The organism is Pseudoclavibacter endophyticus (assembly GCF_008831085.1).
Lineage (GTDB): Bacteria > Actinomycetota > Actinomycetes > Actinomycetales > Microbacteriaceae > Pseudoclavibacter > Pseudoclavibacter endophyticus.
In genome coordinates this window covers 209,198-231,008 of record NZ_WBJY01000004.1, presented here as the reverse complement: position 1 = coordinate 231,008, position 21,811 = coordinate 209,198, and the positions used below count along the sequence as shown (strand labels likewise).

At 71.7% G+C, this 21,811-nt stretch carries 19 protein-coding genes; 6 read left to right on the top strand and 13 right to left on the bottom strand.

Translation table 11 applies throughout. From position 1 onward, the window contains the following. Positions 1-194 precede the first annotated feature (194 nt). Positions 195-968: an AAA family ATPase gene (locus F8O04_RS14010; RefSeq protein ID WP_158030008.1), complete on the top strand. Its 774-nt coding sequence runs from the start codon at positions 195-197 to the stop codon at positions 966-968. 24 nt (positions 969-992) lie between these two features. On the opposite strand, the gene F8O04_RS14005 is transcribed toward F8O04_RS14010, so the two are convergent. From F8O04_RS14005 to F8O04_RS13975, 7 genes are all read right to left on the bottom strand, one after another. Next, complete coding sequence (locus F8O04_RS14005) at positions 993-2,366, bottom strand: NtaA/DmoA family FMN-dependent monooxygenase (protein WP_158030007.1); 1,374 nt, start codon at positions 2,364-2,366, stop codon at positions 993-995. Between the two features lie 11 nt (positions 2,367-2,377). Next, positions 2,378-3,640, bottom strand: a complete 1,263-nt coding sequence (locus tag F8O04_RS14000) for an LLM class flavin-dependent oxidoreductase (RefSeq protein WP_158030006.1) — start codon at positions 3,638-3,640, stop codon at positions 2,378-2,380. A 72-nt stretch (positions 3,641-3,712) separates the two neighbouring features. Beyond that, the gene (locus F8O04_RS13995) at positions 3,713-4,876 is read right to left on the bottom strand and encodes an LLM class flavin-dependent oxidoreductase (RefSeq protein ID WP_158030005.1); all 1,164 of its coding nucleotides are present in this window, start codon (positions 4,874-4,876) and stop codon (positions 3,713-3,715) included. Next, positions 4,873-5,793: a DUF1684 domain-containing protein gene (locus tag F8O04_RS13990; protein WP_158030004.1), complete on the bottom strand. Its 921-nt coding sequence runs from the start codon at positions 5,791-5,793 to the stop codon at positions 4,873-4,875. Before F8O04_RS13990 ends, F8O04_RS13995 begins: the two co-directional genes overlap by 4 nt. Positions 5,794-6,286: 493 nt before the next feature. After that, positions 6,287-6,988, bottom strand: coding sequence for a hypothetical protein (locus F8O04_RS13985; RefSeq protein WP_158030003.1), 702 nt, complete (start codon positions 6,986-6,988; stop codon positions 6,287-6,289). Between the two features lie 209 nt (positions 6,989-7,197). Next, on the bottom strand, positions 7,198-8,112 hold the full coding sequence (locus tag F8O04_RS13980; RefSeq protein WP_225735094.1) for a dihydrodipicolinate synthase family protein: 915 nt from the start codon (positions 8,110-8,112) through the stop codon (positions 7,198-7,200). Between the two features lie 39 nt (positions 8,113-8,151). Continuing rightward, positions 8,152-9,156: an Lrp/AsnC family transcriptional regulator gene (locus tag F8O04_RS13975; protein WP_158030001.1), complete on the bottom strand. Its 1,005-nt coding sequence runs from the start codon at positions 9,154-9,156 to the stop codon at positions 8,152-8,154. Positions 9,157-9,450: 294 nt separating this feature from the next. On the opposite strand from F8O04_RS13975, the gene F8O04_RS13970 reads away from it, so the two are divergent. The 4 genes from F8O04_RS13970 (at position 9,451) to speB (ending at position 15,198) form a co-directional block, all read left to right on the top strand. Beyond that, the gene (locus tag F8O04_RS13970) at positions 9,451-10,815 is read left to right on the top strand and encodes an MFS transporter (RefSeq protein WP_158030000.1); all 1,365 of its coding nucleotides are present in this window, start codon (positions 9,451-9,453) and stop codon (positions 10,813-10,815) included. Next, a complete protein-coding gene (locus tag F8O04_RS13965) occupies positions 10,812-12,482 on the top strand; it encodes an amidohydrolase (protein WP_158029999.1) in 1,671 nt (556 codons plus the stop codon). Before F8O04_RS13970 ends, F8O04_RS13965 begins: the two co-directional genes overlap by 4 nt. Then, positions 12,479-14,194 carry a thiamine pyrophosphate-dependent enzyme gene (locus F8O04_RS13960; protein WP_158029998.1) on the top strand — a complete coding sequence of 572 codons (1,716 nt, stop codon included), beginning with the start codon at positions 12,479-12,481 and terminating at the stop codon, positions 14,192-14,194. The genes F8O04_RS13965 and F8O04_RS13960 overlap by 4 nt, the downstream gene beginning before the upstream one ends. 62 nt (positions 14,195-14,256) lie before the next feature. After that, positions 14,257-15,198: an agmatinase gene (speB, locus tag F8O04_RS13955; RefSeq protein ID WP_158030133.1), complete on the top strand. Its 942-nt coding sequence runs from the start codon at positions 14,257-14,259 to the stop codon at positions 15,196-15,198. Positions 15,199-15,209: 11 nt separating this feature from the next. On the opposite strand, the gene F8O04_RS13950 is transcribed toward speB, so the two are convergent. From F8O04_RS13950 to F8O04_RS13940, 3 genes are read right to left on the bottom strand one after another with little or no spacing between them, the layout of a single operon-like run. Continuing rightward, positions 15,210-15,938 (bottom strand): response regulator, encoded by a 729-nt coding sequence (locus F8O04_RS13950; RefSeq protein ID WP_158029997.1) that lies wholly within the window; start codon positions 15,936-15,938, stop codon positions 15,210-15,212. Further along, the gene (locus tag F8O04_RS13945) at positions 15,935-17,185 is read right to left on the bottom strand and encodes a sensor histidine kinase (protein WP_192497430.1); all 1,251 of its coding nucleotides are present in this window, start codon (positions 17,183-17,185) and stop codon (positions 15,935-15,937) included. The genes F8O04_RS13950 and F8O04_RS13945 overlap by 4 nt, the downstream gene beginning before the upstream one ends. A gap of 45 nt (positions 17,186-17,230) precedes the next feature. Then, positions 17,231-18,073: a DUF2306 domain-containing protein gene (locus tag F8O04_RS13940; RefSeq protein WP_158029995.1), complete on the bottom strand. Its 843-nt coding sequence runs from the start codon at positions 18,071-18,073 to the stop codon at positions 17,231-17,233. A gap of 173 nt (positions 18,074-18,246) precedes the next feature. Between F8O04_RS13940 and F8O04_RS13935 the strand changes: the two genes are divergently transcribed. Continuing rightward, complete coding sequence (locus F8O04_RS13935; RefSeq protein ID WP_158029994.1) at positions 18,247-19,368, top strand: zinc-binding dehydrogenase; 1,122 nt, start codon at positions 18,247-18,249, stop codon at positions 19,366-19,368. A 38-nt stretch (positions 19,369-19,406) separates the two neighbouring features. Here the strand turns inward: F8O04_RS13935 and F8O04_RS13930 are convergent, their stop codons facing one another. The 3 genes from F8O04_RS13930 to F8O04_RS13920 form a co-directional block, all read right to left on the bottom strand. Next, positions 19,407-19,775, bottom strand: a complete 369-nt coding sequence (locus tag F8O04_RS13930; protein WP_158029993.1) for a dienelactone hydrolase family protein — start codon at positions 19,773-19,775, stop codon at positions 19,407-19,409. Positions 19,776-19,980: 205 nt separating this feature from the next. Further along, positions 19,981-20,763, bottom strand: coding sequence for a lytic murein transglycosylase (locus F8O04_RS13925; protein WP_225735092.1), 783 nt, complete (start codon positions 20,761-20,763; stop codon positions 19,981-19,983). 94 nt (positions 20,764-20,857) lie between these two features. Continuing rightward, the gene (locus F8O04_RS13920) at positions 20,858-21,793 is read right to left on the bottom strand and encodes an arsenic resistance protein (protein ID WP_225735091.1); all 936 of its coding nucleotides are present in this window, start codon (positions 21,791-21,793) and stop codon (positions 20,858-20,860) included. Positions 21,794-21,811 lie beyond the last annotated feature (18 nt).

Sequence of the window (21,811 nt, the reverse complement as noted above, 5' to 3'; positions counted from 1 at the left end):
GTGTTCCTTTATTAGCTCACGGCGGCCGGCCCGTGTCAAGACCCGGTGTGCCGCGACTCGGCCGAGTTCTGCAGCGTGGCATGCGCGCTCACGGAGCCCGAGCCGACCCCATGGAGCACCCGCCTTCGAACACGCAGCGTTCAACGCGCCCGAGCGCTCGCCCGCTGGCCACGCTGCCTCGGTACCCTCGCCGCATGAGCGATGCCGAGGCCTGGTTGAACGATCCGAGGCCGATTCAGCGGCTGTACACGTTTCGGGATGCACCGGTCGACCGACGACGCTGGCCGGCGACTGTGCCCTCGGTGGCGGAGGTCCTCAGACGCGCCGACCCCGACACCGGCGAGGGCTTCGAGTTCAGCGAGGGCGTCACGTTCCTCGTCGGCGAGAACGGCTCAGGCAAGTCGACGCTCATCGAAGGCATCGCCGAGGCCGCCGGCCTGCCGGTCGAGGGCGGAAGCACGAACGGCGGGGTGACGACTCGCCGCGCCGTCTCGCCGCTCGGGGAGTGGCTGCGCGTCGACCGCTCGCCGCGCGCCCCACGCTTCGGATTCTTCCTGCGCGCCGAGACCATGCACGGCTACGCCAGCTACGCAGACGATCTGCCCGGACCGGGCCGGCCGCTGCACGAGCGGAGCCACGGCGAGATGTTCAACGCGCTCCTCGATGACAAGCTCAACCACGAGCGGTACGTGGCGGGCCTCGTCTGCCTCGACGAGCCCGAGGCCGCCCTGTCGTTCTCATCGACGCTGCGGTGGCTCGCGGCGCTCGACCGCATGCGCGCACGCGGAACCCAGGTCATCTGCGCCACCCACTCCCCCGTTCTCGCCGCCCTCCCGGGGGCGACGATCCTCGAGCTCGGCGATTGGGGCATCCGTGAGACCGTGTGGGACGACCTCGAGGTCGTGCAGCTGCACCGCAACTTCCTCGACTCCCCCGGCCGCTTCCTTCGCCATCTGCTCGCGGACTGAGATCCCCCACCCGCTCGCGCCGGTTCAGCGAGCCCGGGCCGGCACCCGCGCCGGCACCTGCAGGCCCAGGTTGTCGCGCAGGGTCGTGCCCTCGTACTCGGTGCGCACGGCGCCGCGCTCCTGCAGGATCGGGATCACCCGGTCGACGAACTCGTCGATCCCGGCTGGCACGACCTCGGGGCTCACCACGAAACCGTCCGACCCATTCGCCTGCACGAAGTCGTCCATGCGCTCCGCGACCTGTGACGGCGTGCCCACGAAGTCGAGGGGTGTTGCGATCACCTCGTGCGCGAGCTGTCGCAGCGTTAGGTTCTTCTCGCGTGCCAACTGCTGCCACTCGCGCACGGTCGCGGCGCGATCGGAGTGGATGAGCGCCCGGCCCTGGATGATCTGCGGGGCATCCGGCGACGTCTCGGCTTCGATCTCGGGCACGGGGCCGTCGAGGTCGTAGCCCGACAGGTCGCGGTTCCACACCTGCTCGAAACGCACCTGGATCGCGCGCGGGCTCAGCTGCTGCTCGATGATGTGTCGCGCCTTGTCACGCGCCTCGGCCTCCGTGTCGCCGATCGCGAAGTTCGCGGACGGAAGAATCTTGAGCGCACCCTCGCCGCGGCCGTGCGCGACGGCGCGCGCGTTCATGTCGGCGTGGAACGGCTGCGCCTGCTCCAGCTTCAGGAATGGCGAGAAGATCACGTCGGCGCTCGACGCGGCGAAGTCGCGGCCGCGCGGCGAGACGCCGGCCTGCACGATGACGGGCCGCCCCTGCGGACTCCGCGGCACGGTGAACTGGCCGCGGATGTCGAACTGGCTGCTGTGGTGTTCGTAGGCGCCGGCGTTTGCGTCGCGCACGAACACGCCCGAATCCTTGTCGGCGACGAGGTCGTCGTCGGCCCAGGAGTCCCACAGCTTCTGCACCGTGGCGACCATCTCCTCGGCACGCTCATACCGCTGCGAGTGCGGCAGGAACCCGCCGCGGCGGAAGTTCTGGCCCGTGAACGCGTCGAACGAGGTCACGACGTTCCAGCCGGCCCGTCCCCCCGACAGATGGTCGAGCGTGGCGAGTTGGCGCGCGAGCTCGTACGGCTCGTTGAACGTGGCGTTGAGGGTACCGACGAGGCCGATGTGCTCCGTCACGGCTGCGAGCGCGGCGAGCACCGGGAGCGTGTCGGGCCGGCCGGCGATGTCGTGGTCGAACGGGCGCCGTGCCCGCTCACGAATCGCGAGGCCCTCGGCGAGGAAGAAGTAGTCGAACATGCCCCGCTCCGCGGTCTGGGCAACGTGCCTGAAGCTCGAGAACGCGGTCTGGCTCCCGGCGTCGGGGTGCTCCCAGAGCGTGTGCTCGTTGACGCCGATAATCGCCGTAGCGAGGATCATGCGCTTGCGTGGCGTCGTGCTCATGGTTACTCCGTTCACGCGTTCGTGGATGCGGTGGGTGTGGTGGCGGCGCCGGCGGTCTCGCGCGCGTACCGGCTCGGCACGTCGGTCGCGAGCCCGAACCGAGCGCGGAGGCTGCCCCCGGCGGGCGTTTCGGGCACGAGTCCCCGGCGGCGAAGCTCGGGCACGAGGGTCTCGCCGATCGCGGGCACGTCGTCGGTCAGCACGCCCGGACGCAGCCGGACCCCGTCGTAGCCGGCCTCCGCGAGCGCGGCGATCTCGTCGGCGACCCGCGCGGCCGAGCCGGTCACGACGCGGGCGTCGCTCGTGAGGGCGCGCCCGCGCGAGTCGAGGCGCGCGAGACGGTCGGCACCCGACGCGCCCGCGGCATCCAGCAGCACGACAAGATCCGCCACGACGTGCAGCGCCTCACCGGCGGCCCCCGGGGTGCCTGCGCGCTCGCCGCGGCCAACGCGCTCCGCCGCCGCCGCGACGTCGCGGAGCACCTGCGTGCCACTATCGGCGTCGAGGGGAGTGGTGAAGACGACATCGGCCTGGCTCGCCGCGAATTCGTACGGACGCTGCTGGTGCGCGAGCACCGCGACGACGGGCTGCCCCTGCGGCGACCGCGGCGTGATCGACGGCCCGCGCACGCTGAAAAAGCGACCCTCGAAGTCGATCGTGTGCAGTTTGTCGGCGTCGAGGAAGCGGTCGGTCGCGACGTCACGGATCTCGGCGTCGTCCTCCCAGCTGTCCCAGAGTCGGCGCACGACCTCCACGGCGTCGTCAGCCTCGTCGAAGAGCTCGGCGACGAATGCCCGCAGCGCCGGGTCGTCGCGATCGAACACGAGCTCGGGCCACTCGCGGCGCCCGAAATTCGCGGCCTCGGCGGCGTTGATCGACAACTTCGGCTGCCAGCCCGCGCGGCCGTCGCTCACGAAATCGAGCGTCGCGATGCCCTTCGACACGTGGAACGGCTCGGTGTGCGTCGTCGTGACGGTCGGCACGAGCCCGATGCGCTCGGTCGCCGGCGCGACCCTGGCGGCGATGAGGAGCGCGTCGAGCCGGCCTCGCACCTCGTCGGTGCGGGCCTCGCTGACGTGGGCGCTCGCGCCCTGCAGGGCGAGCGAGTCCTCGATGGTGACGTAGTCGGCCCCCGCGGCCTCGGCGTCGCGGACCCGCTCGACCCAGTACCCGGGCGTGAAGAGTTCGTCAGGGCGGGCGCTTGGCTCGCGCCATGCGGACGGGTGCCAGCCGGCGCCCTCGAGCGCGAGGCCGAGTGTGAGCTTGCGGGGCATCGTGGTCCTTTCCTGGATGCTGCGTGCTGTGCCGTGCGGACGCTCCGGCGGCGTCACTGGGGCAGTTACGTGCTACGTCGAGACGGCGACGGGCACCGCGGTCGCGCCGGACCCGGCTTCGGTTCCCGACGCGACCAGCGCATCCGGCGCACCGCCCCACGCCTCGGCGCGATCGGCGTGCGGGTCGCCCTCCCCCCACAATGTGGTGGGGAACTCTCGCCGCAGCAGCGGGATGACGTCGGTCGCGAAGCGCTCGAGGATCTCGAGCTGGCGCTCGAACGGCACGGTCGTCGGCAGGCTGATCGACTGCAGGTCGTGGCCGAGGCGCGCGTGGAACCGCGCGATCTTCTCGGCGACCTGCTCGGCGGTACCGACGAGCATGGGACCGTCCGCGATCGCGTGACGGATGTCGCGGTAGATCGTGTTGTTGCCCGGCACGTTCGTCGCGGCGACGAGGCCCTCGTAGGTGGGGCCGTACTCGTCGATGGCCTGCCGTTCCGTGTCGGCGATGAAGACGCCGCCGGCTCCGGACCCGGCGCCGACGAACGCGAAGCGGGGGTCGTGGCCGTGGCGCGCGTACTCCGAGCGGTAGTGGTCGATCAGCACGCCATAGTTCTGCAGGGGCTGGATCGCGTTGGCGCTGAAGACGGGGTCGCCGTGTCGGGCCGCGACGGCGGCCGAGAAGAGCGTCGTGGCCGAGCCGTGCCACACGCGCGGCGGTCCCGCGTACGGGCGCGGCACGGTCGTGGTGTCGCGCAGCACTCGCGTGAACTCGCCACCGGGCCAGTCCACGTGCTCCTCGCGCCACAGCAGCCGCAGCAGCTCGTACTTCTCGGCGAGCAGCTCCCACTGGTCGTCGATCTCGAGTCCGAAGAGGGGAAACTGCGCCACCTCATTGCCCTTGCCGATGGTCAGCTCGAGCCGGCCGCGCGACAGCTGGTCGATGGTGGCGAAGTCCTCGGCGACGCGCACCGGGTCGAGTACCGAGAGCACCGTGACCCCGGTGTGCAGACGGATGCGCGTGGTCACGGCCGCGATGGCGGCCAGCACGGCGGTCGGTGACGACGAGAGGAATGCGCCCGCGTGGCGTTCGCCGACGCTGAACGCGTCGAAGCCGAGCCGCTCGGCGCGCCTCGCGGTCTCGATGACCTGGTCGAGGCGATCGGCCGGCGAGACCTGGTGGCCCGTGGCCGGGTCGGCACGGTAGGGGATGATGTCGAGCAGTTGGAATCTCATGCCGCGTGCGCACCCCCGCCAGGCGCCCCGCCCTCGCGGTGGGTCGCACGTTCGAGCACGAGGCCGGTGTCGACCGCGATCCCGCGTACGCGCTCGAGCGGCGTCTTCTCACCGGCCTCGATGCCGACGGGGAGGCGGTTTCCGGCCGGCGGCAGGGGGCAGGTCGCGAAGTCGGTGTAGGCGCAGGGCAGGTTGCTTGCGCGGTTGAAGTCGAGCACGGTGCGGCCGTCGGCATCGGGGGCCGGGACGACGAGCGAGCGGACCGCCGGATAGGTCGTGAGGCCACTCGTCGCGTCGGTGAACAGCACGAGCAGTTGGCCGTCGGCGAAGCCGGGGAACGCGGTGAGGCGGAAGGTCTCGCCGCGCAGGGTGAACTCGAGCTCGCCCGGCGCGTCGTACACGTGCGTGATGCCGTCGATCGCGGCGCCGACCTCGGTGGGCCGCGGCTCGTCGAAGGGCAGGTAGGTCGCGTCGGCGCGCCAGCGGGGGTTCGGCAGATACGTCGGCGTGCCGGAGTAGTCGCGGAGGAACGCGGCGTCGTCGCGGCGCGGCCGCGCGATGTCGCGGCCGCCGCGCTTCGCGATCTCGATGCGCCCGCCCGGGAACGTGACGACGAATCCGCCGCGCTCGGGCACCGGCTCGAACTCGCGATGACCGGTGATCGCCTCGCCGTGGAGCTCGAGTCGCTCACCGTCGGCCAAGTCCACGCGCACGACGTCATCCCGCGATGTCCAGGCGCCCGGCGCACCGTCGAGCGTGATCGGCTCGTCACCGAGCCAGTACAGGCCCGTGATGGCGAGGAAGCCGGCCGGGCTGACGAGGCTGCGCTCGCGCCCCCGGTGCCACTCCTCCCACTCGCGCCCGAACTGCGCACGGTCGAGCTTCGGCGGGGCATCGTGGCCGGACGACAGGGTCATACGTGCGCTCCTCGGGTGCGTGGTCGGCGGCGACTTGCGCCATCTCTCAGCGTGCTCGCTCGGCCGGTCCGAGGTCTACTGGGTTACGTCACAGGCGTCATGGCCGGTCACGCAACGTCATACGGGAATCGTGCCGCCGGGCCGCGCTGCTGACCGTTGCTTGCGAAACGGGTGCACCTGACGCCACGGGTCGGCGAAATGCACGGCGTGTCGCGCATCTGGTGCACTCAGAATGCACGCGGCGGGCGGCAGAGCGCGGCACGCCGTGAACCGTCAACCGCTCGCGCCGAACCCCAATGCCGCTGACCGCTGTTGGCGAATCGAGTGCACGTGGCGCCACAGGCCGGAGAAATGCGCGGCGAGTCACGCATTTGGTGCACTCAGAATACACGCGGCGGGAGTGCATGCACGCGGCCGGGGTGCATGCACGCGGCGGGGTGCGCATGCACGCGGTGCGGGGGATGCACGCGGCCGCGCGGTGGGGCAGGGCGCGCTAGCCGCCGAGGCCGGGGTTCGTGGGTTCCGGCTCGTAGTCGGGCGGCGGGGCGTGCTCGGGCACCTCGATGGGCGCGCCGGTGGCGGGCGCCGTCGCCGGCGGCGCGCTCGGGTCGGTCACGGGCTCCAGACCGAGGAACCGCATCTCGTTGATGCCGTAGTAGCACGACTGCAGTGCGAACTCGCCGCCGAGGCCGATCAGGTCGGAGGTCGTCGCCCACGTCTTGGGGGTGATGCGCACGTCGACGACCTCGAACAGCCCGGAGCGGCCATCGCCCTCGATCTGGATGCGATCGCCGACATCCCAGGCGAGGACGACGTCGCCGCCGCAGTTGTTGTGGGCCGCGTAGACGGGAATGATCTGGTTGACGTCCTCATACGAGGCCATGCCGTAGAACAGGCCGTCGCAGACGTCGAGCAGGCTGACAGGCCCGGTCTCGCCGAGCTGGACCTCGGGGGCGCGGCCGCTCGCGTCTTGCACGGCGGACTGGGCGCCCACCTTCATGTCACCGAGCACGGATGCCGTCTGGTTGGGGGCGAGGACGAGCCCGCCGAGCACGATGACGCCGAGCACGAGGCACAGCACTCCGACGATGCCGAGCAGCGCCCGGCCGATTCGCGAGCCGGCGCCCGACTTCTTGGGCACGGCGGCGTGCTGCGGCGCCACGTGGTGGTGCGGCGCTTCAGCCTCTTGCGTCACAGGGGTGTCCCTTCGTCTTCAGTCATGGCGGCTGCCCGAGGGGGTCCGGGCGCGCGATCGCGACCGCGTGCGGTGCCGGGCGGAGACGGGGCCTCCGGCCCAAAACTCGTGCACCACCCGATCGCGCCGGGAGCGCGCGCGGCGCATCCGGCAACTGAGCAATAGTAAACGCCGCTCCCGAGAAACGACAGGGTGCGGGCGCGGGTCGGCTAGGCCGGGAGCACGAGCACTTCGACCACCCGGGCGACTTCGGCCCTGGCCGCGTCGTCGAGCCCGCGGATCGGCAGGGGCAGGCTCATGGGCGGCACCAGCCCCAGGTACTCGGCGATCGCGGCGGTGACGCGCAGGCTGCCGTGCTTCTCGAACAGCTCCCAGATCGGCTGGAGGCGCTCGGAGAACGCCAGTGCGTCATCGTGGCGGCCGGTCGCGGCGAGCTGGGCGATCGCGAGCGCGTGCTCGGGAAGGGTGCCGCCGATGACCGAGAACCAGGCATCGCATCCGGCAGCGAGCCCCCTCGCGGCCGCCGGATCGCCCGAAACGCCGATCGCGACCCCTTCGGGCAGGAGCTCGCGCAGGTGCGCGACGCGGGCCGCCGCTTCGTCGACGGCGGCGGGCACGCCCGGGATCTTGATCGCGGCGACATTGGGTAATTCGGCCACCGCCCGGTAGAGCTCATCGGTGAAGGTGAAGCCAGTGGTCCGGGGGTTGTCGTAGACGACGATGGGCACCGAAACGGCCCGGTCGACGTCGGCGTAGAGGCCGAGCACCTCGTCGGCCGAGAGCGGCTGGTACGACACCGGCGCGAGCAGCACGCCCGCCGCGCCCGCCGCCTGCGCGTCCTCGACGCACGCGAGCACCTGCTGCGTGCGCAGGGCCCCGACGCCGACGATCACCGGCACATCACGCGCGTGCTGGACGGCCCGGCGGGCGACCGCCGCCCGTTCCTCGCGCGTGAGGTAGACGTACGACCCCGTCGACCCGAGCGCCGTGATCGAGTCGACGCCGTGCACGGCGAGCCGCCCGACGAGGTTCGCGAACGCCCGCTCGTCGACGCCGTCGTCGGTGAGCGGGGTCAGCGGAAACGCGCTCAGCCCGCTGAAGAGGGTCGTCGCCGGGTTCGTCACGTGTGTCTCCCTGTCGTCGTGCGCGCGCCGCATCCGCCGTCACGCCCCCGTCGGCCGGATGCGCGGGGCGGGGCCCGAGCCCCCATCCTGTCGCACTCGCCCCGCGAGCGCCTCACCGGCCTCTGGCGCGCCCTCGTCCGCGCCACCGACGCGCAGTGTCCGCGCGTAGTCCTCCTTGAGCACCGAGAGGTGGACCCAGGCGTCGAGCTGCGCGACGCCCGGAAGGGACCGGAGGTGCTCGAGTGTCTCGAACAGCGCGCCCGGAGTCGGCTCGACGAGCGTTGCGACCAGGTCGACGTTGCCCACGGTTCGCGCCGCGAAGTCGACGCCGCGCGATGCGCGCAGGGCATCGAGCACGGCCCCGTCGCCATCGTGAACGCCTCCGGTCGCGAGGTTGAGTCCGACCCCCATCGACAGCTGTCGCTGCGCGAGCCCTCGCGCCTCGACCGCGCTGATCTTGATGACTCCGCCGTCGATGAGCCGCTGCACGCGCGCTGTCACGGCGGAGGGCGAGAGCCGCACCGCCTCACCGAGCGCTCGGTAGCTCATGCGCCCGTCGTACTGCAGGCGTTCGATGAGCGCCTCGTCGATGGCGTCAACCGAGAGGTCGCCCTGGTAGTCGGAGACGAAAAATCCCTTGACGACCCTCGAATACACGAGGGTGCGGATGCTGGCGACGCCCGCAAGGGCGCGAAGTCGGGCGAGCAGATCGTGCAGCGCCGGCATCGTGCCGACGCGCACCTCGGCGACGAGGTCGAAGACCCCGCCGATCGCCGAGACGAAGACGGTCTCCGGCAGCGCGCGCAGCCGTTCACCGATCGGCCACGCGGGCCCGTCCGCTCGGATCGAGACGTGCGCGAGCACGTGCTGCCCGAAGAAGGCAGGATCGACGGCCGCGACGACGCGGACGGTGCCGTCCGTGAGCATCCGCCTCACCCGGTCGGCGACGGCGCCGCGCGGCTGGCCGACGCGCTCGGCGATCGACCGGATGCTCGCCCGGCCATCTTCCTGCAGCACGCGAATCACCGCGGCATCAACGTCCACCGCTCACCCCATCTCTCTCGTGAAGGCGGACACGCGAGCGTGGCTCCCTCCGCCGGCTTCTCGGCGGGTCGGATCCCGCGGGCATCCGGGAATCTCGCGAGATACCCGCGATTGCCGGGCGAGGCCAGCAGAATCCGCGTGCAACACACGCTACTCGTGACGGTGTCCGCGATTTCGCTGGCGCGCCCGTGCACTTCTTCGCTCGCGAGAACGGTTCGCGCATGATTTGCCGTTGCCGGCGCCGTTTCTCCGACCTAGCATCCTTCGCACAACGCAACCCGCGAAGGAGCGGCAATGTCTACCAGCCCCGCGTCACCCCGACCCGCGTCCGCGCACCCCGCGAGAGCCCGCCGAGCCGGCATCGCCGCCTTCGTGGGGACCACGATCGAGTGGTACGACTTCTACGTCTACGCGACCGCAGCGGCCCTCGTCTTCGGCCCGCTGTTCTTCCCGAGCGACGACCCGCTGGCCGAGACGGCCTCGTCGTTCGCGACGTTCGCCGTCGCGTTCCTCGTGCGTCCGATCGGCGGCATCCTGTTCGGCCACATCGGCGACCGGTTGGGCCGCCGAGTCTCGCTCGTCATGACGCTGCTGCTCATGGGGGTCGCGACCGTGCTCGTCGGCTTCCTGCCCACCTACGCCGACGTCGGCGTCTTCGCCCCCATCATGCTCGTGCTGCTGCGCGCCCTGCAGGGCCTCGCGGTCGGCGGCGAGTGGGGCGGCGCCGTGCTCATGAGCGTCGAGCACGCCCCCGCCAAGTCGAAGACGTTCTACGGCGGCTTCACGCAGCTCGGCAACCCGGCCGGCGCGCTGCTCGCCTCGGGGATCTTCGCAATCATGTCCCGCGCCGGCGACACGTTCATCATCGACGGCGGCTGGCGCATCCCCTTCATCGTCTCCATCCTGCTCGTCGCCGTCGGCTTCTGGGTGCGCTACCGCGTCGAGGAGTCGCCCGTCTTCGAACAGCAGGTGGGCGCCGAGAAGGCGAAGGGCGCACCACAGTCGACGCCCCTCTTCGTGGCAGTGCGCTCGAACTGGCTGCCGATCCTGCTCGGCATCGGACTCATCCCCATCTCGACGGGCGGCTACTACCTCGCGACGACCTTCGCGACGGCCTACGCGACCGGCGAACCGGTGCTCCTGAGCGAACAGCTGATCCTCGACGCCATGACGATCGCTTCGTTCGTCGAGTTCCTCGTGACCCTCCCGATCGCCTGGCTCGGGGACAAGTGGGGCAGGAAGACGATCATGTACCTCGGTCTCGCCTCATCGGCGGTGGTGTTCGCGGTCTTCATGCTCATCATGCCAACCGGGATCGAAGCACTCGTGTTCCTGCTCGCCTCGCTCGTGCGCATCGCCATGAGCGCCACCTACGCGCCGATCGCGGCGCTCCTCGCCCAGATGTTCCCGCCGCAGGCGCGCTACACGTCGATCGCGCTCGCCTATGGCATCGGCGCCGCCATCTGGGCCGGGTTCTCGCCATGGTTCGCGACGCAGCTGCTCGGCTGGACCGGGACGATCTGGTCGGTCATCTTCATGATTGCCGGCATGGCCGTGGTCGGAGCGATCTGCACCTACTTCGCGCCGCAGCTGGAGGACGACGTCGAGCCCGAACACCAGGCTGCATCGCCCGACGCGACGCGGGGACGGCCCGCATGAGGAAGCTCGCGCCCTTCGACCGCCCACGGCAGACCGAGGCGCGCCTCGTGACGGCCAGGCGCATCCACACCCTCGACCGCACCGACTCGACGGCGACGGCCATGCTCATCGACCGGGGCCTCATCGTCGCGGTCGGCGACCTCGACGCGTGCGAGGCCGCGGCAGCCGCGTCGGGGCTGGCGCCGGAGCGCGCCGACCTCGGCGACGCCGTCGTGGTCCCCGGCTTCGTCGACGCCCACGCGCATCCCCTCATGTTCGGGCAGATGATGACGTGGGTCGACTGCGGCCCGAGCAAGGCCGCGAGCATCCCCGAGATCGTTTCGCGGTTGCGGGATGCCGCCGGTCGCGTCCCCGAGGGCCGGCCCGTTCGCGGCTACGGCTACGAGCACCGCAACCTCGCCGAGCAGCGCCACCCGACCCGATTCGAGCTCGACGAGGTCGCAACCGACCGGGAGGTGTACCTCATGAACGCCTCCGGCCACGGGGGCGTCGTGAACTCGTACACCCTGGAGGCGAACGGTGTCGGCCGGGAGACCCCGGACCCGGAAGGTGGCGTGTTCTTCCGCGACGGGGACGGCGAGCTCACGGGCGAGCTGTCCGATGCGGCCTGCAACATCCTCACGGGCATGCACGGCGTGAAGATCGGCCACCACGGTCCGAACTTCCACCTGGCCGATGAGCCGGACGAGCACCTGCGGCAGCTCGACGCCGCGACCGAACGGTTCCTCGCGGCGGGCGTCACGACGATCGGCGACCTGCAGGTCACGCGCCGTGAGTTCGACATGTACCTCCGCCTCGCCGAGACCGATCGCCTCGACGTGCGCGTGTCGATGTACCTGCTGTCGCACCTGCTCGACGAGGCCCTGGAGATGGGGCTCGTCGGCCAGTTCGGCAATGCGTACCTGAGCTTCGCCGGCATCAAGTTCTACGCCGACGGCACGCTCGGCGGGTGGACCGCGTACTTCCCGGACGGCTACGTCGGCGACCCGTGCCGGACAGGCCAGCTCTACCACGAGCCCGCCGACTACGCCGAGCTCATTCGCCGGGCGCACGCCGCCGGGCTGCAGACCGCGACGCACGCGCAGTCGCCGACCGCCATTGAGATGGTGACCCAGGCGATCGAGGCGGCACTGGCCGAGCGTCCGGAGCCCGACGCGCGCCACCGCATCGAGCACTGCGGGCTGCCGACGCCCGAGCAGATCGAGCGCTTCGCGAGGGCCGGCATCCGGCCGGTCAACCAGCCCCAGCACTACTACAACTGGGGCGAGGGCGTCGAGCAGGCCATCGGCACGCCGGGTGAACGCTTCAACCCGCTCGGCGAGTTCGAGGCCGCCGGCGTGCCGACGACGATCTCGTCGGACGCGCCCGTCGCCGACCCGAACCCGCTCGAGGCGATCCAGACGGCCGTCACGCGCGTGACGCGCGCGGGTCACCGCCTGGGGCCGGATGCGCTCCGCATCTCGGCGCGCGCGGCGCTTCGAGCGCACACGTACGAGGGCGCCGTTTCGCTCGGCCGCGAAGACGATCTCGGGTCGCTCGAGCCAGGAAAGTACGCCGATTTCGCCGTGCTCGGCGACGACCCGCTCGAGGTGGCGCCCGACCGCATCAGCGCGATCGAGGTGCGGCAGACCTGGGTCGGCGGCGTTCAGCGGAGGGGCGACGCGTGACGGCCGAGCAGCCGCACGCCGCGGTCGCCGAGCGCTACCGCGACACGACGGGCCGGGCTGTGCTCGAGACGATCCGGGCGTACGGGGTGACGACCGTGTTCGGCATTCCGGGCACGCACAACCTCGAGCTGTACCGACCGCTCGCCGAGCTCGGCATCCGCGCGGTCACCAACCGGCACGAGCAGGGCTCCGGGTACGGCGCCGACGGCTGGGCCCAGCAGCGCGGACTGCCTGGCGTGGTCATCACGACGTCCGGGCCCGGGCTGCAGAACGCGATGAGCGCGGTCGGCACCGCGTTCTGCGAATCGCGACCCCTGCTCGTCATCTCGCCCGGTGCCGCGATCGGCGACGAGTTCGCCGACCGCGGCACCCTGCACGAGACGAAGGACGCGACGGCGATGGCCGGCGCCGTCGCCGAGTGGTCGCGGCGCGCGCACACGGCCGCCGAGGCCGTCGAGGCGGTGCACGACGCGTTCGCCCTATTCGCGACGCGTCGCCCACGGCCCGTGCACCTCGAGATCCCCCTCGACGTGCTCGAGGCGCCGGCGAGTGAGGAGGTACCAGCCTCCGCCAGGGCCGCGCGGCCGGCGCCGGAGCGCCCCGCGATCGACGCGGATGCCGTTGCCGCCGCCGCCGCGCTCCTCGCAGAGGCCGACTCCCCCGTCATCGTCGCCGGCGGCGGCGCCACGGGGACCGCCGCCGAGCTGCGCGCGCTTGCGGAGCGGCTCGGCGCGCCCGTGCTCACGACCATCAACGGCAAGGGCACTCTCGACGAGCACCATCCCCTCGCGCTCGGCGCGAACCTGCGGCTCGCCGCCGCCCGCGAGGTCGCGGAGACCGCCGACGTGCTGCTCGTCGTCGGCTCGAAGCTCGGCGAGGCCGAGCTGTGGGTGCCACGACTCGACGCGCGTGGTCGCGTGATCCGTGTCGACCTCGAGGCGTCGCAGCTTCATAAGAACCTGGATGCCGAGATCGGCATCGCGGGCGACAGCCGGGACGTCCTCGAGGCGCTGCTCGGCTCACTGGTCCCGCTCCCCGTGGCGGCGGACGGCACCGCGACCGAGGGCGCGCGCGCACTGCCCGACCTGGTCGACCTCCGCGCCGCCATCGCCGGCGAGACCAGGGGCATCCACCCTTCGACCGTCGCCCTCGCGGAGGAGATCGCACGCACGATGCCCGCCGACGCGGTCGTGGCGGGCGACTCGTCGCAGATCGTCTACCTCGGCCTCGCGAACGTGCTGCGGCAATCGCGGCCGCACTCGCTGCTCTACACGCCGACGTACGCGACGCTCGGCTACGGCCTGCCAGCAGCGATCGGCGCCCGGGTCGCCCTCGACGAGCGCGGGGAGCGGCGGCCGGTCATCACCGTGATCGGCGACGGCGCGCTCATGTTCTGCGTGAACGAGCTCGCAACGGCAATCGAGCAGGGCCTCGATCTCACGGTCGTGTGCGTCGACAACGGCGGCTACGGCGAGATCGGCGAGAACCAGTCCGATCGCGGCATCCCGCCGATCGGCGTCGAGCTCGCGCAGCCAGACTGGGTCGCGCTCGCTGACGCCTTCGGCGCCACGGGGCGCCGGGCCGAGGACTGGGACGACATCGGCCCGCAGATCGCTGCCGCCGTGGCCGCGGGCGGTGTGCAGCTCGTGCACATTCCGCATGACCAGGTGGTACCCGCGTGGGCGGGCGCCGATGAGAGGAGCATGCCGTGACCGAAGCGACCGACCCCACCGCCGCTCCGGCGGCCGCCGATCGAAACGGGTTCCCCGAGCCGATCGGCCCCGTCGACTCGTCGGTGGTGCCCCGCTACGCCGGCATCGCCACCTTCGCGAGACTGCCGCGCCTCGAGGACGTCGAGCGGGCCGACCTCGCCGTCGTCGGCGTGCCGTTCGACACGGGCGTGAGCTACCGGCCGGGCGCGAGGTTCGGCCCGTCGCACGTGCGCGAGTCGTCGCGCCTGCTGCGCCCCTACAACCCCGCGCAGGACGTCTCGCCGTTCGCGGCCGCCCAGGTGGTCGACGCGGGCGACATCGCCGTGAACCCGTTCGACATCGACCAGGCGGTCACCGACCTCGAACAGGCGGTGCTGCGGCTCGCGGAGCGAGTCTCGGGCATCATCACGATCGGCGGCGACCACACGATCGCGCTGCCGCTGCTGCGGGCCGTTGCGAAACAGCACGGCCCCGTCGCGGTGCTGCACTTCGACGCGCACCTCGACACGTGGGACACGTACTTCGGCGCGCCGATCACGCACGGCACGCCCTTCCGCCGCGCCAGCGAGGAGGGTCTCATCGACTTGACGGCGAGCTGCCACGTCGGCACGCGCGGTCCGCTGTACTCGAAGGGAGACCTGGAGGACGACGAGCGGCTCGGGTTCTCGATCGTCACGAGCGAGTTCATCGAGGAGCACGGCGTCGCGGCCGCAATCGAGCGAATCCGCACGCGGATCGGCGGCGCGCCCGTCTATGTGTCGGTTGACATCGACGTGCTCGACCCGGCCCACGCGCCCGGCACGGGTACGCCGGAGGCGGGCGGGCTCACGAGCCGCGAGCTGCTGCGCATGCTACGCAGTCTCACTGACCGCCGAGTCGTCGGCGCCGACGTCGTCGAGGTCGCCCCTGCCTACGACCACGCGCAGACCACGGGCATCGCCGCGAGCCACACCGTCTACGAGCTCGTGACGCTCATGGCGGCGCAGGCGGCGCGCGGGCGCTGAGGCGGGGCGGCTCAGCCGCCGACGCGCCCCGTCTCGTGCGCCCACATCGCGGCCTCGACGCGGTTACGCAGGCCGAGCTTCGCGAGCAGACCGCCGATGTGCGTCTTGACGGTGCCGAGCGACACGTGCAGCCTCGCGCCGATCTCCGTGTTCGTGAGCCCCTCGGCGAGCAGGCGGAGCACGTCCTCCTCACGATCGGTCAACGGCTCGACTGGGTCGACGGGGCGGGGGCGAGAGGGGCCGTGCCGCGTGCCGGCGGGGCCGCCCGCCGAGCGCCCGTGCGGGGAGGCGAACTCGGTGAGCAGGCGCACGGTAATCCTCGGGGAGATGAGTGCCTCGCCGTCCGCAGCGGCCCGCACTGCCTCGGCGAGCAGCACAGGGCCGGCATCCTTCAGCAGGAACCCCCTGGCCCCGGCGCGAAGCGCACCGTAGACATATTCGTCGAGGTCGAAGGTGGTGATGACAACGACCGCGATCGGCTCGTCGACGTCCGGGCCCGCAAGCATGCGCGTGGCCTCGATGCCGTCGAGGCGGGGCATCCGGATGTCCATGAGCACCACGTCGGGGCGCGTCGCACGCGCTTTCGCGACCGCCTGCTCACCGTCGGCGGCCTCGCCAACCACCTGGATGCCCGGCGTCGACTCGAGCAGTAGACGCAGGCCCGTGCGCACGGATTCGTGGTCGTCAGCGACGAGCACGCGGATCGTGCCGCTCGCCCCGTCGCCCGCTGCGGCCCTCATACCGTGGCCTCGGACGAGCGACGCGGAATCGACGCCGATACGACCCAGCCTCCCGGAGCTGGGCCGTCACCCCCAACAGGCGCGGGCCCGTCCCCGCCCAGCGATCCCGGGTGCGCGAAGCCGGCCGAGAAAGTGCCACCGAGCAGCGCAACCCGCTCGCGCATGCCGCGCAGCCCGTAGCCCCGCCCTGACCCCGGGCGGGAGACGGCGCCGTCATCGCCCACGGTGATGCAGACGTCGTCGCCGCGCGCCCGGACGTCGACCTCGACACGGGTCGCGCCCCGCGCGTGGCGTCTGGCGTTCGTGACCCCCTCCTGGGCGACGCGGAAGAGCGTCGTCGCGACGAGCGCCGGCACCTCACCGGGCGCATCGACCCGCACCAGCACGAGCGGCGGGCCATCGGTCGCGAGCGCCTCGAGCTCGGCGAGTCCGGGTGTCGGCCCGTAGAGGTCCGCTGCGGCGAGCGCGCTGCGAGCGATGGACGCGTCAGCGCCGTCGGTGCTGCGCAGCACCCGCACGAGCGCGCGCGTCTCCTCGAGCACGGCCTGAGCCTCGCGCTCGATCACCTCGAGCGATTCCGTCAGGACCGCTGTCGCGGCCGGTGCATGCGCTCCCCCGTCCGACGCCGTCCGGCTTCCCAGCCCGACCGCCCTCGCCACCTGTGCCCTGATCGCGATCGCCGAAACGCGATGCGCAACCGTGTCGTGCAGGTCGCGGGCGAGCGCCTCGCGCTCCCGCATCCTCGCGTGCTCCAGCTCCCGCGCCCGCGCCTCAACGCGCTGGCGGCGCATCGCGCCGATGAGGCAGGCGCCCCCGATCGCCGCGACCCCGGCAATCGCTCCGTCGAGTCCCTCGGTGCCCAGAGCCAGGGAGAACGCGAGTCCCGCCGTAAGGACGCAGGCCCCGACGACCTGCGACCTCCCCGCTCCCCATCGGAACAGCGCGTACGGCACGGCGACGAGCACGAGCATCACAGCGAGTGCGTTCTGCTCGCCGCCCGCTGCCCACCGCGCGATGCCGAAACCGGCCGACACCGAGGTCAGCCACGCGACGACCACGAGCGGGCGCGACCGGCGCCACGGCAAGCCGGCGAGCGAGGCGAGCGCGACTGCCGTCGTCGCCACGGGCCACGCGAGATCCGTGCGCAGCGCACCCTCGACGACCGCGAGCACCGCCAGCACTCCAGTGAGGACGCCGTCGCGCACCCGCGGGCCCGTCGCACCCGCGGCGGCAGGACGCTGCCACAAAGACGACAGGGTTGCGCGCACGCTCGGCATACCGCTCACCATGCCCTATCGCGTTCGGGTCGCGGCACTCCGTTCGGGCGCGCCACGGCCCGAAGGCGCCACCGGTTCGGGGTCGCTCGGCCGCGCCGGCGTCCGCGCATCCGACGGCTCGAGGGAGTGCGCCGCACCACCGATCTCGACGTTGAAACGCTGCCGATCGGCCCGGCGCCGCTTGCGCCAGGCGATGATGAGCTCAGCCGCGACCGCGTTGATGGCCCAGCCCGCGGCCATCTGCACGGTGCGCCAGAACTCGTCAGGGGCACCGAACAGGATGGCGGGCGGGCCCGAGGTGAGCACCTGGGTGCCCGCGCCCATTCCGAGAGCGTAGGCGCGGATCATCCAGTTGCCGTGCGTGAACACGTTTCGTCGGGAAACGGCGACGACGCTGAGCGCAAGGAATGCCAGCATGAGCGCACCGACGATATGACGCGTCACCGCGAGCCACGGGCCGTCGAAGGGCGGGAAGTCGTACACGGCCGTCATCCAGATGCCGGTTACCCCGACGATCACGCCTGACGGCACGACCAGGAAGCGACCGGCGAACCGATGCCAGCGGGGCGCCCTGTGCCGCAGCGCCGGGACGAATTGGAACGCGCCAAGGAACGAGAAGACGACGGCGGCGACGATGTGCAGCAGCACGGGCAGCGGCAGCGTTATGAACCTGGCGTTCTCGGGGGTCACAGGAGTGTCCGAGGTGATTTCGCCGACGCGCATCCCGCCTGCCACCGAGGGGATGATGGACAACACGAGCAGCCCGGCCAGTATTGTCCACTGACCGCGCGGCCCGGACCCGGTCGCCGCGGGGCGACGGCCGATCTGAGGTGGACGGGCATTCTTCGATTTCCGCATGGAATCGATCTTGACGCGCGCGCCGGATGCTCCACTTCGGCCGATCGGCCAGATCTCGCACGGCGTCCGCGCGCCCCACGCGGCTTTTCGTCCTCCGGATTCGGCCTTGCCGCGGCGTGCGTCGTCGGAGACAGTTGAGCGGGATGCGGAGTGCGATCGACGAGGAGCGTGCCATGACGGAGACGATGCGGGCCGCGGTGTTGCTCGGCGACGAGTCCTCGCTCGAGGTGGTGCAGGTGCCCATGCCCGCGCCGCGGACCGGTGAGGCCCTCGTCAAGGTGCGGGCGTGCGGCGTGTGCCACACCGACCTGCACGTCATCAAGCGCGAGGTCGCGTTTCCGCGGCCCGCCGTCCTCGGCCACGAGATCAGCGGCACGATCGTCGCGTTCGGCGACGCGGAGCATGCCGACACCACCCTCGCGATCGGCGACGACGTCGTCGGCGCCTTCATCATGCCCTGCACCGAGTGCGACGCCTGCCGCCGCGGCCGCGACGACCTCTGCGCGAACTTCTTCGGCCAGAACCGCCTGCGCGGCACGCTCTACGACGGCGAGAGCCGGTTATCGATGCCTGACGGCTCGTTTCTCGCCATGTACTCCATGGGCGGGCTGGCCGAGTACGCGGTCGTGCCGCTCGCTGCCCTCACGAAGCTCCCGCCCGCGCTCGACCCGATCGCCTCGGCGATCCTCGGCTGCGCCGCCTTCACCTCGTACGGCGCCGTCCACCGTGCCGGGCACGTCGAGCCGGGCGATGCCGTCGCCGTCGTCGCGGTCGGCGGCGTCGGCAGTGGCGTGCTGCAGGTCGCCAGGGCGGCGGGCGCAGACCCGATCATCGCGATCGACGTTGCCGATGACAAGCTGCAGGCGGCGATGCGCCTCGGCGCGACACACACGATCAACTCCATGACGACGGATGCTCCGGCTCGCGTTCGAGAGATCACGGACGGGCGCGGGGTCGACGTGGCGTTCGAGGCGTTGGGCTGGCCGGCGACCTTCCGTCAGGCTGTCGACATGCTCGCCGACGGCGGCCGGATGGTCGCCATCGGGATCGCCGCCGGCCGGGCGACGGCCGAGCTCGAGATCACGCCGATCGTGCGACGCGGCTACACCATCACCGGCTCGTTCGGCGCGCGCACCCGCCGCGACTTACCGGCGGTCGTCGACCTCGCCGCTTCCGGCGCCTTCGACGCGACGGGCGTCGTGACGCGCCACTACCCGCTCGACGACGCCGACGCCGCTTACCGAGCGCTCGCGAACGGCGAGATCACGGGGCGGGCGGTCATCGTCATGGAGTGAGGCGCGGACGCGGATGTGGGAGGTCGAACGGTCGCGACTCAGGCCATCGCGACGGGGGTCAGCATGCCGACGGTGCCGACACGGCCGCCGTCGACGTACGGCAGCGTCCTGAGATACCTGGCGCCGGCGTTGAGCGCGGTCGCATCGAGCGACGCATCCGGCACGATCAGGAGGGCCACGACGCCGCGCCGCGCGAGCCGGTGCGCATCGCGTCGGGGCGCCGGCGCCCCGGGAATCGCGTCGGGCGCGCCGACCACGAGGCCCCTGTGCGGCACCGACTCGTCGATCGCCTTGGGCCGGTAGAGCTCGGCGGTCACGTCGCGGCCGAGTCGATCGGGGAAGCGAACGGTCGTGCGTTCGATCTGGTTGTCGAGGTCGAAGGGGTAGGCGTCGTCGAAGCGGGTCATGTCGAGCCTTTCGCGAGTGTGTGCCGTGCACCGAGGTGCCGTACGTCGTGGGATGCTCCGCCGCGGGCACCGTGCGCGACGACCTCATCCTCGGGTATTGAGGTATGCCCCAGTCTTGAAGTTGCTCTGAAGGGCATGAGCGGCACCTGACCATCGACCACGCCGGGGTTCGCGGCGGGCGTGTCGGAGGTGGGGCGGCGCGGGATCAGGATCCGACCGCCGTCGCGTCCTCTGCATAGCGCTCGGCGGCCGATGCGACGCGCTGCTGATACTCGAGCGTGTTGTTGTACGAGCGGATCGCCGCGATCCAGGCGTTCTCGGTCTCGAGCGTGCCGTCGAGCCGGCAGAGGTAGTGGGCGGCGGTCAGCGCCGCGTCATCGATGCTGTGGGGGCTCGCGTGCCCGTCGCCCGTCGCATCCGCGCCCCACAGGTACCAGGTCTCCGGGATGAACTGCATGGGTCCGACCGCCCGATCCCATTCGGTGTCGCCGTCGAGCTCGCCGCCGTCGGTGTCGGGGATCGCCATGGTGCCGTTCGTGCCGTCGAGCGGGATGCCGACGATGCTCGGGCGGGCCACGCCGTCGGCGTCGATCGCGCTGCCATGGATCGTGCCGTGATAGCTCTCGACCCAGCCGATTCCGGCGAGCGTGTTCCAACCGACGGCGCAGCCGAGCTCGTCGGCGACGCGAAGGTCGGCGGCCGCGTACGCCGCCAGCGCGCGCTCGGGAATGCCGGTCACGGCGGCGGTTTGCGCGAGCCAGCCGGGGTCGGCGAGGTATGGATGCTCGGCCGGCTCAGCCGGGCGCGGCGCGTGGGCCGGTGTCGCGAACTCGACACTCGGCCGCGACTGAGGCTCCGACCAGTCGGCCGCATCGGCGTCGGGCAGCGCGTTCACGAATGAGAAGAGCCCGACCGCCGCGAAGATTCCGACTCCGCCTATCGCCGTCGCGAGACCGAGTGCGAGCCCTGTCCGTCCTTTTCCCCTCATTCGGCCCATTCTGCAGGCCGGCACCTGCGAGAACCGCGGCCGCCACGCCGTCGCCGGAGCTCGCGCCGCCTCCCGGCGGGCCGTGCGCCGTGCGTCATCGGATGACGCGCGGCACGAGCCGCACGAGCGCGACTATGATGACGAGTTCGACGAGCGTCTGCGTCACGACGACGAGGGGCGCCAGGTCGTACTCGTGCGGCAGCGCGAGCGCGAGCGGCAAGATCACGAGCGAGTTGCGCGTGGCCCCGCTGAAGACGGTCGCACGACGACCCGCGGTGTCGAGCGTCGCCAATCGGGATGCTCCCGCGCCGATGACGACCATGATCGCCGCGAATGCGACGAAGATCGGCACGACGACGAGCAGCGCTCCGAACCGTTCGCCGACGCCGCGGACCTGCGAGGCGACCACCACCGCGAGCGTCAGCATCATGAGCGGCACCATCGCCGCGGTCGCGCCGCTTCGCACGAGTGCGCCCGGTCGGCTGCGGGCCGCGACCAGCTGTGTCGCGACGGCCGCCGCCAGGGGCAGCACGATGAGCAGCACGAGCGCCTCGAGGAACGGCGCGGGATCGATGCCGGCGACGACGTCCGCCCCGGCGAACATCCACAGATAGAGCGGCAACAGCGCCATCTGCCCGAGCAGCAGCACGGGCGCGGCGGCCAGCAACCGGTCACTCGCACCGCCCGCGAGCCCTGAGAAGACGATGACGTAGTCGATGCACGGGGTCAGCAGCACGAACAGCACGCCGATCAGCAGCGCCCGGTCGTGCGCGACGAACCGCGAGAGCGCGAACACGATGACGGGCGCGGCCACGAAGTTGACGAGCAGCGTGGTCGCGAGAAAGCGCCAATCGCGCAGCGCCCCGCCGAGCCTCGCGAACGGCACCCCGACGAACGTGGCGTACAGCAGCAGCCCGAGCACCGGGGTGACGGCGACCTCGGCGGGCCGCGCCACCTGTGGCGCCGTGAGCCCGACGCCGGCGCCGGCGGCGAGCGCCGCGAGATACAGCCCCGCCTGGTGGCGTTCCATCCAGGCCATGGGCTCGCG